At 43.3% G+C, this 12480-nt stretch carries 8 protein-coding genes and 5 tRNA genes; 11 read left to right on the top strand and 2 right to left on the bottom strand.

The window, feature by feature from the left end; all coding sequences use genetic code 11:
* Positions 1-46 precede the first annotated feature (46 nt).
* The 5 genes from QE404_RS13975 (at position 47) to QE404_RS13955 (ending at position 649) form a co-directional block, all read left to right on the top strand.
* A tRNA-Gly gene (locus tag QE404_RS13975) sits at positions 47-119 on the top strand.
* An 85-nt stretch (positions 120-204) separates the two neighbouring features.
* Positions 205-278, top strand: a tRNA-Thr gene (locus QE404_RS13970).
* Positions 279-296: 18 nt separating this feature from the next.
* Positions 297-377 (top strand) — tRNA-Tyr (locus QE404_RS13965).
* Positions 378-463: 86 nt separating this feature from the next.
* Positions 464-536 (top strand) — tRNA-Gly (locus QE404_RS13960).
* A 41-nt stretch (positions 537-577) separates the two neighbouring features.
* Positions 578-649, top strand: a tRNA-Thr gene (locus QE404_RS13955).
* A 165-nt stretch (positions 650-814) separates the two neighbouring features.
* Here the strand turns inward: QE404_RS13955 and QE404_RS13950 are convergent.
* The gene (locus tag QE404_RS13950) at positions 815-1282 is read right to left on the bottom strand and encodes an OsmC family protein (protein ID WP_307451438.1); all 468 of its coding nucleotides are present in this window, start codon (positions 1280-1282) and stop codon (positions 815-817) included.
* 407 nt (positions 1283-1689) lie between these two features.
* On the opposite strand from QE404_RS13950, the gene QE404_RS13945 reads away from it, so the two are divergent.
* From QE404_RS13945 to QE404_RS13925, 5 genes are all read left to right on the top strand, one after another.
* A complete protein-coding gene (locus QE404_RS13945; RefSeq protein WP_307451436.1) occupies positions 1690-2370 on the top strand; it encodes a response regulator transcription factor in 681 nt (226 codons plus the stop codon).
* Positions 2371-3735, top strand: coding sequence for a HAMP domain-containing sensor histidine kinase (locus tag QE404_RS13940; protein ID WP_307451434.1), 1365 nt, complete (start codon positions 2371-2373; stop codon positions 3733-3735). It begins immediately after the preceding gene.
* A gap of 230 nt (positions 3736-3965) precedes the next feature.
* The gene (locus QE404_RS13935) at positions 3966-5207 is read left to right on the top strand and encodes a TolC family protein (RefSeq protein ID WP_307451432.1); all 1242 of its coding nucleotides are present in this window, start codon (positions 3966-3968) and stop codon (positions 5205-5207) included.
* A 1-nt stretch (position 5208) separates the two neighbouring features.
* Positions 5209-6294, top strand: a complete 1086-nt coding sequence (locus tag QE404_RS13930; RefSeq protein ID WP_307451431.1) for an efflux RND transporter periplasmic adaptor subunit — start codon at positions 5209-5211, stop codon at positions 6292-6294.
* Between the two features lie 45 nt (positions 6295-6339).
* The gene (locus QE404_RS13925) at positions 6340-9438 is read left to right on the top strand and encodes an efflux RND transporter permease subunit (RefSeq protein WP_307453950.1); all 3099 of its coding nucleotides are present in this window, start codon (positions 6340-6342) and stop codon (positions 9436-9438) included.
* 84 nt (positions 9439-9522) lie between these two features.
* Here the strand turns inward: QE404_RS13925 and QE404_RS13920 are convergent, their stop codons facing one another.
* Entirely contained in the window at positions 9523-11034 is a 1512-nt protein-coding gene (locus QE404_RS13920; RefSeq protein WP_307451429.1) for a DUF4394 domain-containing protein, read from the bottom strand.
* A gap of 231 nt (positions 11035-11265) precedes the next feature.
* Between QE404_RS13920 and tuf the strand changes: the two genes are divergently transcribed.
* The gene (gene tuf, locus QE404_RS13915) at positions 11266-12453 is read left to right on the top strand and encodes an elongation factor Tu (RefSeq protein WP_307451428.1); all 1188 of its coding nucleotides are present in this window, start codon (positions 11266-11268) and stop codon (positions 12451-12453) included.
* Positions 12454-12480: the final 27 nt, after the last annotated feature.

Raw genomic sequence — 12480 nt, 5'->3', positions numbered from 1 at the left:
TTTCCTAAGTTTGCACAGCGTTACCAATAATTTTGGAAACAGAATTGCGGAAGTAGCTCAGTTGGTAGAGCGTCAGCCTTCCAAGCTGAATGTCGCGGGTTCGACCCCCGTCTTCCGCTCAAAATCACACCAGAGGGCGTGATTTTTTTTTAACTACTGATCCGCTTCGGGTAGCATTTCCCACAAGCTTCAGTCTTTTAATTTGCCTCCATAGCTCAGTTGGCCAGAGCACGTGATTTGTAATCTCGGGGTCGTGGGTTCGAATCCCTCTGGAGGCTCATTAATATAAAATATCTGGGGAGATTCCAGAGTGGCTAAATGGGACTGACTGTAACTCAGTTGCTTCGGCTTCGTAGGTTCGAATCCTGCTCTCCCCACATTTTATATTAGAAAAAAAAGTTGCAGATTTCACTGGATTTTCCTAAGTTTGCACAGCGTTACCAATAATTTTGGAAACAAAATTGCGGAAGTAGCTCAGTTGGTAGAGCGTCAGCCTTCCAAGCTGAATGTCGCGGGTTCGACCCCCGTCTTCCGCTCACATAAAAATCACGCTCACAGTGTGATTTTTTTGGTTCAGGCCGACTTAGCTCAGCGGTAGAGTGCTTCCTTGGTAAGGAAGAGGTCACGGGTTCAAGTCCCGTAGTTGGCTCAGAAGAAATCCCGGATTGTCCCGGGATTTTTTTATGCACTCATAGCTGCAACGTTATTCTGGATTTTTCTATTCAAAAGACTTTCTCCAGCAAACCTTCTTCTTATTACTTTCCATTTTTGTGCCTGCCGGAAGGTTTTATTTTTATCAGAAGTCACTCACAGTTCAAAAGGTAATTTCAGGCTCATGGCGGACTTTAAAGTTAAGTGAATTGGCGATGAAGCAGTATTCACCAGCCGAATGATGGAGTTCAACGGCCTTTTCCACCATATCTTTTTGAGCGACTTTGATTTTAGGTTTTAATACGATATCTGTAAATCGTCCGCTGCCATTTTCATGCTCCTCCATGAAACCTTCCGCACAATCGGTATATTCCTCTACCAATATATGATGAACGGAGCACAGGTGCAGGTACCATAAGAGATGACATGAAGAAACGGAAGCCAATAAAAGATCTTCAGGATTATGAAGCTGCGGGTTTCCTAAAAACGCAGGATCAGAAGATCCGCTAAGGTCAGCTTTCCCTTCAACAGAGATGGTATAGGTCCTTTCATACGAACGGTAATTTTTTGTAGATAACCCGGTGTTTCCGGTCCATATTGTCTTGTTGTGATAATGGTGTGTTTTTTTCATTTCGTGTAACATTTTAGTATTAATACGTTAGGGGATGTTATTTCACTGTATGGATAAAAATTAACTTTTAACAAGCAGGTTTCATCCCAAACAATGATACAAAAAAAAGTATAAGCCAGATAATGGACAACCGTATTTACCGAAACTTTCTTATCATGCTTAAAGGTATTCATGGTAAGCAGTATGATCAGGATAGATGTGAAGGAATACTCCGTAAACCATTTAAAATTACAGAAATTATTATGTTAAATTTTATGCTATCATAAAAAATATATTAATACCGTGGTGTGGAGTTGAGTAAGAATTTAAGATATCTAAACTTAAAATAATATTATAATTCAGGACATATTTCCCAGGCGTGGTAGATATCACAAAATTTTATTTAATTTAGTGGAAAATAATTTTTGATGAACATTCTTTTATTGGAAGATGACCTGATCCTATCCGCGGAATTGTGTAAATTTTTAGAATCCAATCATTTCAGCTGTCAGAGGGTATATGACGGCGAAACTTTCCTGAATCAGATCAAGGACAGCGGTTATGACCTGTACCTGCTGGACATCAATGTTCCCAAGATCAACGGCCTGGAAGTATGTCAGACCATCCGTTCTTTCGATAAGAATACTCCCATCCTGATTATTTCGGCTTACGGCGATATTTCCGATAAAAAGGATGCTTTCAACAGGCTTGCTGATGACTACCTTGTTAAGCCCTTCCAGTTTGAAGAACTGCTGTTACGGATCAATTCCTTACTGAGACGTAAGGCTCCTTCTGAAAATTCAGATCAGGAAATCATCCGGATCGATGATCTTATCATCAACAAAACCGAACAGAAAGTATACCGCAGCGGCCATGAGATCAGCCTCACCCTGAAAGAGTTCCAGCTGCTCGTCTATCTTGCGGAAGCCCAGGGAAGGACTGTTTCCAAACAACAGATTACTGAGCACGTATGGGAACATAATTTCAATACCAATACCAATACGGTAGAAGTATACATCAACTTCCTGCGGAAAAAGATTGACAAGGACTTTAAAGTAAAACTGATCCACACCCGTTCGGGCTTCGGATATTACCTAAGCCCTTTATAAATGTCTTTAAAACGGAAACTGGCCCTCAACCTCAGCATTGCCTTCTCACTGCTCTTCGGTATCGTGATGGTGGTAATCTATATGTCTTTTAACGATTTCAGGAAAGAAGAGTTTAAGGAGCGGTTCAGGCAACGCCTGGAATTTACCTCTCACTTCATTTCCCGGTCCAAAGATTTTGAAGAGGAAGCGCCGCTCTTTTTCAATGAGAATTCCGATAATATCCTCCTTAACGAAACCATCCTGATATTTAACAGTAAAAAAGAGCTGATATACAGTACGATTAAGGACCAGAATGTATCCTGGGACGACGGCTTACTCCAGCGGCTGGATGAAAAAAAGATCATCTATGACGAAAATTCGGTGCCGGAAATCTATGCCGCCTTACGCACCATCAAAGGGGAGAATTATTATATCTTGACAAGTGCCTATGATTCCAACGGCAACTCTAAACTCCTGTACCTGAAGTACCTCCTCATTACAGCATATGTCATGAGCACACTGCTCATCGGCCTTTTCAGCTACTATCTCCTGGAGCAATTCCTAAGGCCTCTGGAAGAGCTGAACCAGGAAATTTCAGAAGTAACGGCCCACAAGCTCACGACCCAGATTCCGGTGAAAGAATCCAATGACGAGATCAGTGTTCTGGCCAACTCTTTCAATACGATGATAGCCCGGCTGAATGATGTATTCCAGTCGCAGAGAGATTTTACGGCCAGTGCTTCCCATGAGATTCGCACGCCCATCACCAGAATGGCTTTCCAGCTGGAAAACATGATTAAGCTTGGAAATCACAGCCCTGAAACCATTTCCTCACTGAAACAGATCCAGCAGGACGTATACCAGCTGTCCGATCTTACAAATTCCTTGTTGCTGCTTACGAAATTTGACAAAGAAAATATCCAGAGCCTTTACGAAGAAGTGCGTATTGATGAAGTGATCTTTGAATCTTTTGAAACCGTAGAGAAAAGCTATCCGGATCTGAAAATGGATTTCCTCATATCCGAAGACACTTCCGAGCATGCCCTTTTTACGGTAAGCGGAATACAGTCGTTGCTGGATATCGTCTTTATCAACTTATTTAAGAATGCAGCGATCTATTCCGATGATATGGAAGTGAATGTGCTGCTTACTGAAACGGAGTCTTCCATCATCATAGATGTGATCTCCAAAGGAGCTACCATTCCTGAAACGGAACAGCAGAAGCTTTTTGAAGCCTTTACCAGAGGAAACAATGCCCAGAATATTTCCGGCTCCGGCCTCGGGTTGCGCATTGTGAAGAGGATTATTGAATACCATGGTGCCCACATCGGCTATCTGGCTCCGGATGAATATACCAATACATTCCGGATTACATTCAATATATGAATTCCGGCTGCTGAAAAATGCTTCCGGGTATTGCTGGCAAGAAAGGAACCCATTTCTGAAACTGCGATAATAAAATTCTGAGTTTTTAATTATAAAGTTAAAAAATTAAATATAATTTCTTTAAAGACACTGTTTTAACAGATGTGTCTCTGAAATTTAATTTTTTTTTAATTATGATTTAAGTTGTTTTTAAGAGCATAAAACCATTTTTGTAATATAAAATTGAAAGAATGAACAGAATAGCAGGGCTGTTGCTCGTTGCATCCTCTTTGATGGCGGCACAACAGCAGATGTCACTGGCAGACTGTGAAGAGGCTTTTCAGAAAAATAATCTTCAGCTTCTTGCCGAACAGTACAACATCAACATGGCTGATGCGGATATCTTACAGGCTAAAATCTGGGAGCTTCCTCAGCTCAGCGGGCAGATCAATGCCTATAATCCGGAAGGCAAAAAACTTTTCGATGCCGGGCATGCGAAAGGGGCCCAGGTAACCCAACTGATTTATATGGGAGGCAAAAAGAAAAATGAAATTGCCTTTGCCAAATCCAACAAAGAACTAGCCCAGCTCCAGTTTTCCCAGCTTATGGTAGACCTCAGGACCCAGCTGAGAACCACATACTTCAACCTCTATTATGAAAAACTGAAACTCGACAATGTCAACAGGCAGCTTGGTTATATGAATGACCTGCTGAGTGCTTACCGGGTTCAGACCGCCAAGGGAAACGTCTCGCTGAAAGACCAGGTCCGCCTGCAAAGCATCGTTATCCAGCTGAACAGTGATAAAGTGGAAATCAATAAAAATATCCTTGAATTTGAAGAAGACCTGAAAATTTTAACCGGCATTACCGATGATATTGATCCGCTCCTTTCCGAAAGCGAAGCAAAAGACCTGCTTGCTGCCCAGCCTTTCGGAGATACTGAAGAGCTGAAGAAAGTAGCCCTGGAAAACAATGCAGATTACCGGTATTATCTGAAACTGATTGATAACAGTAAGCTGTACTCCCAGTGGCAGAAATCCCTTAATGTACCGGACGTGAATATAGGGGCAGGATGGGACCAGAACGGAGGGACATTTAAAAATGAAGTCAACCTGATGGTGGGAATACCGCTGCCGTTATGGAAAAGCAACCGCGGCAATGTTGAAAAAGCCAATTATGCCATTCAGCAAAATCAGAAAAATGCGGATTTTCAGAAGCTGAGCCTCGAAACAAAAGTACAGGCGGCCTATCAGACATGGAAAAACCAGTATGACCAGCTTACCGGTATCCACTCTACAGACCTCGATAACCTTGAGCTGGTATATACCGGAATGCTTAAAAACTTCAGGAGCGGCAATATAAGCCTCATTGAATTCACCGACTTTATGGATAGCTACAGGGATGCTGTGCTTCAGGTGTACGACATGAAAAACAATGTGATACAGTCTGCTGAAAAACTTAATGAATTAGTACAAACAAAAATCTTCTATTAACATGAAAAGATATATTATCCCTTTATTTATTGCCCTGTCACTGGCTTCATGCTCAAAAAAGCAGGCAGAACAGAAACCTCAGGCCAAAAAAGGCTTTGAGCTGAGCAATACCATGCTGAAATCTATTGCTTTGGCAAAGGTGGAGAAAAAATACATAGAAGATGATTATAATTTTTACGGGAAAATATCAGCAGATAAAAACAGCTATATAGACGTTTATCCTCTGGTGGGTGGCAACGTGCTGAGCGTCAATGTTGAGCTGGGAGATTATGTAAGGAAAGGGCAGGTACTGGCTACCATCAGAAGTACAGAGCTGGCTGAGGTGCAGAAAGACGTAAGTGATGCCAGGACAGACCTGGTGGTCGCCCAGAACAATCTCAGGGTAGCCAAGGAAATGTATGAAGGCAAGCTGAATACCGAAAGGGATGTCCTTGAAGCTAAAAGCCAGTTGCAGAAAGCTGAGGACCAGCTGCAGAGAGCGGCAGCGGTAAGTACGGTCTATAATGTGAAGAAAGGAAACATCTACAGTGTTGTAGCGCCCATCAGTGGCTACATCGTCCAGAAGAACATTAACAAGGATATGCAGCTGAGGAGCGACCGCAGCGATAATATTTTTGATGTGGCCAATACTACGAATGTTTGGGCGATTATGAATGTGAACGAATCTGATATAGACAAAATAAGCCTCGGAATGAAAGCGGAGGTTTCCACACTCTCATATCCGGATAAAATATTCTACGGGAAAATAGATAAAATATTCAAGATCATCGATCCTCAGACCAATGCTATGCAGGCACGGGTGGTACTTGATAATGCCAACGGGTTGCTGATCCCGGACAGTAAGGCAACCATCAAAGTATCTACCTCCGAAAACAATATGGCACTGGCCGTTCCATCCAAAGCCGTCATATTTGATGACAACAGGAATTTCGTTGTGACATTCAAGTCCAGAACCGAAGTGAAAGTGAAGGAAATAAAGGTGCTGAAACAGGTTGGTGACGTTACGTATGTTTCGGAAGGCCTGTCTGAAGGAGAACAGGTGGTAACCGAAAACCAGCTTCTGATCTATCGTTCACTGAACAGCTAAATGAAATGTTATCAAGACTTTTCGGAGTCGTAAATTCAATCCGTCATGAATAAATTCATAAAAAATATAATTGCTTTTTCATTAAAGAATAAGGCATTCACATTCATCTGGGTAGCCATCTTAGCGGTTTCAGGTTTTATCAGCTTCAAAAATATGCCTATTGAAGCCTTTCCGGATGTTACCAATACCCAGATTGTAATCATTACCCAATGGAACGGGCGAAGCGCAGAGGAGGTGGAACGTTTTGTAACCACCCCAATAGAGCTGGCCATGAGCCCGGTCCAGAAGAAAACCAGCGTGAGGAGTACCACTATGTTCGGTTTATCCATCGTTAAAATCCTTTTTGATGACGGTGTGGATGACACCTTTGCCAGAAACCAGGTAAATAATCAGCTGAGGACCGTCAACCTTCCTGATGAAGTAGATCCTGAAGTGCAGCCGCCCTACGGGCCTACCGGTGAAATCTTCCGTTATACCTTACAGAGTAAAACCAAAGATTCCCGCGAACTGCTGACTTTGCAGAACTGGGTGATTGACCGTGCCCTGAGAGGCGTTCCCGGCGTAGCGGATATCAATGTGTTCGGAGGACAGGATAAAGTCTTTGAATTGAGTATCGATCCAAGAGCACTCGATAAATACAACCTTACCCCGTTGCAGGTCTATGATGCGGTTACCAAAAGCAACCTGAATGTGGGTGGCGATGTCATTGAGAAAAACGGCCAGGCTTATGTGGTGCGAGGGATCGGACTGGTAAAATCCGTGGCCGATATTGGTAATATTACCATACAGAACGATAGCGGAAACCCGGTTCTGGTGAAGAATGTTGCTGATGTTCATGAAAGCTCCATGCCTAGGGTAGGACAGGCCGGCCTGAATAATCAGGAAGATACCGTAGAAGGGATCGTTGTGATGAGAAAAGGAGAGAACCCGCGTGAAGTGCTGGTGGGGGTAAAAGCGAAAATCAAGGAGCTTAATGAAAAGATCCTGCCTAAAGATGTGAAAATGGTGACGTTCTATGACCGTGACAACCTGATGGATTTCACTACCCATACCGTAATGCACAACCTGATTGAAGGAATTGTGCTGGTAACGGTAATCGTGCTGATCTTTATGGCCGACTGGAGGACAACACTTATTGTTTCCATCATTATTCCGTTGTCTTTGCTCTTTGCATTCCTGTGCCTGAAAATGGCGGGAATGAGTGCCAATTTACTTTCTTTGGGTGCCGTAGACTTCGGAATTATCATCGATGGGGCCGTCGTCATGGTGGAAGGGCTCTTCGTAATGCTCGACCACAAAGCCCACAAGTACGGACCTGAAAAATTCAATAAAATGGCTAAGGCCGGATGGATCAAGCAGACCGGGACCGGATTGGGGAAAGCCATTTTCTTCTCAAAACTGATCATCATTACATCCCTGATCCCGATTTTCTCATTCCAGAAAGTTGAAGGAAAGATGTTCTCGCCATTAGCGTTTACTTTAGGATTTGCTTTAACGGGAGCCCTTATTTTTACTCTTACCCTGGTGCCCGTTCTGTCACATATCCTTTTAAATAAAAATGTAAGGGAAAAGAATAATCCGTTTGTCAACTTCTGGGACAGAATTGTGCTCAAAGGGTTCAACTATACTTTTAAGCATAAAAAATTAAGTCTTATCGTTGCCCTGCTATTCCTGGCCGCAACTTTATTTTCCGGTAAATTCTTAGGAACTGAATTTTTACCACAATTGAATGAAGGCTCGCTCTGGATTACTGCAGAGATGCCGATGAGCTCCTCGCTGAAAGAATCCCTGAAAACAGCGGATCTCCTGAAGAAAGATATCAGGAGTTTCCCTGAAGTGACGGATGTACTGGCACAGACCGGAAGAAGTAATGACGGTACAGACCCCAACGGATTCGGATTCGTGCAGTTCGCGGTCAACCTTAAGCCTAAAGAAGACTGGAAACGGCATATTACCTATGAACAGCTGATCGAAGAAATTGATAAGAAGCTGAGATCTTATCAGGGAATCACGTTCAATTATTCCCAGCCGATTTCCGATAATGTAGCTGAAGCCGTGGCAGGTTTCAAAGCAGAAAACGGAATCAAGATTTATGGGGACAACCTTCAGACCCTGAACCGCTTGGCAGAAGAAGTCCTGAAGCAGGTAAAAGATATCAACGGAGTGAAGGATGCCGGGATCATCAAAAATATCGGACAGCCCGAAGTGAGCGTGGTACTGGATCGTGATAAGATGGCTGCTTACGGCGTGATGCCGGATGATGCACAGTCGGTTCTTGAAATGGCATTCGGGGGGAAAACGGCGTCAGAAATGTTCGACGGTGAAAGAAAGTTCCCGATCCGCCTCCGGTATGAAAAAGAATACAGGAAAGATGAAAACGATATCGCTGCATTGATGGTTCCTACACAGGACGGGTCTAAGATTCCTTTAAAAGAGATCAGCACGATAGTCAAGGATAACGGAGCCGCATTTATTTACCGGGACGATATCAAACGGTATATCGGGATTAAATTTTCCATCCGCGACCGTGATTTGGGAAGTACGATTGCCGATGCACAGAAAGCGGTTTCAAAAATCGATCTTCCGGATGGATATTCTGTAGGATGGACCGGCCAGTTTGAAAACCAGCAGCGGGCTTCAAAAAGGCTGACTCAGGTAGTGCCGATCAGTATCCTGGGAATTTTCTTCCTGCTGTTTGTACTGTTCGGGAACATGAAAGATTCACTTCTGGTGCTGGCCAATGTGCCGTTTGCCCTGATCGGTGGCATCATTGCCCTTCATGTAACCGGAATTAATTTCGGGATTTCCGCCGGGGTGGGAATGATTGCCCTGCTGGGAATCTGTATCCAGAACGGAGTCATCCTCATTACGGAATTCCATCAGAACGTCAAGAACGGGCTGCATCTGGACCAGGCCATCCTGAATGGCGTAAAATCCAGGACAAGACCCGTGATCATGACGGCCCTGATGGCTTCCATAGGACTGATGCCGGCAGCATTGTCTACAGGAATCGGTTCAGAATCCCAGAAACCCCTTGCGATTGTGATCATCGGAGGATTGATTACGGCAACCGTTCTTACTTTGCTCATCTTCCCGATTATTTTCTGGATCTTTAACAGGACCAAGAAATCCCAACAAATCTGATCATTCTTTCATTTTATAAACAGAATCCCGGAAACATAATGTTCCCGGGATTCTTCGTTAGAGGAGAAAAACATAAATTTATCTTTAAAATCCTAGTCCTATTGTAAATGCCTTTACCGAATTAGGATAGTCGGATACTGCAGTAGCAGCCCCTGTAGTGGTATTCACCGTATAGATCTTTGTAGCTCCATTTACTGTGGCCATCAGGTACGCCTTCTGGCTCATGCTTCCGATATCAAAACCGTTAGCACTGCTGATATTAATGCCCAGTGAACCGGTTTCTACCAGAACACCGTTGTTGGGAGGAGTCTGCTGGTACAGTTTATCTGTATTATGATCGATCACGAAGAGGGTAGTGGCTGTAGCGCCTGCTACATTATTGGTGTAAGCGGCTGCACTTACTGCCGGAGTTCCCGGATTGATCGTGAGGTCAACCGCTGAAATGGTTCCGTCATTAGGATTCAGCCTTAAATTCTGCCCTGTATTGCTCACCACACGGATCCTGTCTACGGTAGGATTGAAATCAAATCCGAAATCCGTTCCGGAAAGCTGTGTGCTGAATGCCGAAGACCCTACAGCGGTCAGTGTTCCCGTGCCCAGGTTGACCGTATACATCCTGCTTGAGCTGCCCATGGCATACAATTGTCCGTTTGCTGGCCGGAAATCGATGCCTACGATACTTTCACCGCTTTGCATTCCTGTCATGGATTTAGAGACCGGCATAGGATTGTTAGGGTTAAAGATCTGGAGATTATTGGAGTTATCTACGGCATAGGCTACGGGATCCGTAGGAATGGCAAGATCTATGACCGTTTGTGGCAAAGTACCGATATTAGAGGCTTTCCCGGAAGTGAGGTCAAGCGTGTACAGGATATTTTGGTTGCCGGCCTGCACTGCCATCAGAGCAGCGGTATTGCCTGGATTGATGTCAAAAGCAGCCTGTCCTGTGAATGTAAAACCAAGGCTGCCCACTTCAACTAAGGTTCCGTTATTAGGCGGATCCTGCTTGAAAAGCTTGCCCGATGCCGCATCAATATCATACAAAGTTGTTGACGAAGCTCCGGATTTGCTGTTGGTATACGCAATACCGGTAACGGAAGGCATTCCCGAACCGTTGATGTTGCTGTCTGTAGCAGCGGTGACACCGGTTTCAGGGTTGATGCGCAGGTTCTGTCCCGTATTGCTTACCAGACGGATGCGGTCAACCGTAGGATTGAAGTCAATAGAGATGATGCTTCCGGAAACAGATGGGCTGAAAGCCGTACTGCTCACGGCTCTTGCCGAAAAAGACGAGGTATTGATGACATAAATTTTACTAGCGCTGGAAACAGCATACAGTTCCCCTGTCGCAGGCCTGAAATCAACACTCATTAATTTCTCTCCGGAGCCTATTCCGGTGATGGTATTTTTTGACGTAAAGCTTGACGGATTGGAAGCATTAAAGGAAACCAGCTCATTGTTAGATGTAATGCCGTACACCATGAGATCAGGTCCAGGATTTGATGCCGGCGGATTTAAGCTGTCTTCATTGTCATTGCAGGATAACAGGGCAAAAGAAGCAAACAGTACCGTGCTCAGGTAAGATAGTTTTTTCATACGTTTATACTTAAAGGTTTAAAAGGATATACGAGAAAAAACACAGACCAGATTTTTTCAATTGAGAAAATTGTGTAAATTTGCACTTCAATACATTGAAATATAAGGTTTGTACTTCTATGGATCTGAATATTGAAACATTTTTTTCATTAAAAAGGTTTTGGTATTTAAAAATTCATTATATTTGCACACCGAAAATTTGAATAAACAATAAATAAATAATTTTAAATCATGGCAAAGGAAACGTTTAATCGTAACAAACCACACTTGAACATTGGTACTATTGGTCACGTTGACCATGGTAAAACTACTCTTACTGCTGCAATCAGTAGTGTATTAGCAAACAAAGGTCTTGCTGAGAAAAAAGACTTCTCTGCTATTGACTCTGCTCCAGAAGAAAAAGAAAGAGGTATCACAATTAATACAGCTCACATCGAATACGAAACTGAAAACAGACACTATGCTCACGTTGACTGTCCAGGTCACGCGGACTATGTAAAAAACATGGTTACTGGTGCTGCTCAGATGGATGGAGCTATCCTTGTATGTGCTGCAACTGATGGACCAATGCCTCAAACAAGAGAGCACATCCTACTTTGCCGTCAGGTAAACGTACCAAGAATCGTTGTTTTCATGAACAAAGTGGATATGGTGGATGATGCTGAGCTTTTAGAGCTTGTTGAATTAGAACTTAGAGATTTATTATCTACTTACGAATATGACGGAGATAACTCTCCAGTAATCCAGGGATCTGCTCTTGGTGCTCTTAACGGAGATGAGAAGTGGGTTAAGACTGTTGAAGAATTGATGGATGCAGTTGATACTTGGATCGAGCAGCCTGTAAGAGATCAGGATAAGCCATTCTTGATGCCAATTGAAGACGTATTCTCTATTACAGGTAGAGGTACTGTTGCAACTGGTAGAATCGAGGCTGGTGTTATCAACACTGGTGATCCAGTAGATATCGTTGGTATGGGTGATGAAAAATTAACTTCTACAATTACAGGGGTTGAGATGTTCAGAAAAATCCTAGACAGAGGTGAAGCTGGTGATAACGTAGGTCTATTGTTGAGAGGTATTGAAAAAACTGACATCAAGAGAGGTATGGTTATCGCTAAGAAAGATTCTGTGAAGCCACACAAAAAATTCAAAGCTGAGGTTTATATCCTTTCTAAAGAAGAAGGTGGACGTCACACTCCATTCCACAACAAATACCGTCCTCAGTTCTACGTAAGAACTACTGACGTTACAGGTGAGATCTTCTTACCAGAAGGTGTAGAAATGGTAATGCCTGGTGATAACTTAACAATCACTGTAGAATTGTTACAACCAATCGCTCTTAACGAGGGTCTTAGATTCGCGATCAGAGAAGGTGGTAGAACAGTAGGTGCTGGTCAGGTTACTGAAATCTTAGATTAATCATCTTAAAATAATAATGGCTTCCGT

The sequence above is a fragment of the Chryseobacterium camelliae genome (genome assembly GCF_030818575.1).
Lineage (GTDB): Bacteria > Bacteroidota > Bacteroidia > Flavobacteriales > Weeksellaceae > Chryseobacterium > Chryseobacterium camelliae_A.
The sequence above is the reverse complement of the archived record's forward strand: the minus strand, read 5'-3'. Positions and strand labels throughout refer to the sequence as shown.

Coding starts and splice junctions, on each gene's coding strand:
- QE404_RS13950 (WP_307451438.1), bottom strand. CDS start 1,282: ATGAAAAAAACACACCATTATCACAACAAGACAATATGGACCGGAAAC.
- QE404_RS13945 (WP_307451436.1), top strand. CDS start 1,690: ATGAACATTCTTTTATTGGAAGATGACCTGATCCTATCCGCGGAATTG.
- QE404_RS13940 (WP_307451434.1), top strand. CDS start 2,371: ATGTCTTTAAAACGGAAACTGGCCCTCAACCTCAGCATTGCCTTCTCA.
- QE404_RS13935 (WP_307451432.1), top strand. CDS start 3,966: ATGAACAGAATAGCAGGGCTGTTGCTCGTTGCATCCTCTTTGATGGCG.
- QE404_RS13930 (WP_307451431.1), top strand. CDS start 5,209: ATGAAAAGATATATTATCCCTTTATTTATTGCCCTGTCACTGGCTTCA.
- QE404_RS13925 (WP_307453950.1), top strand. CDS start 6,340: ATGAATAAATTCATAAAAAATATAATTGCTTTTTCATTAAAGAATAAG.
- QE404_RS13920 (WP_307451429.1), bottom strand. CDS start 11,034: ATGAAAAAACTATCTTACCTGAGCACGGTACTGTTTGCTTCTTTTGCC.
- tuf (WP_307451428.1), top strand. CDS start 11,266: ATGGCAAAGGAAACGTTTAATCGTAACAAACCACACTTGAACATTGGT.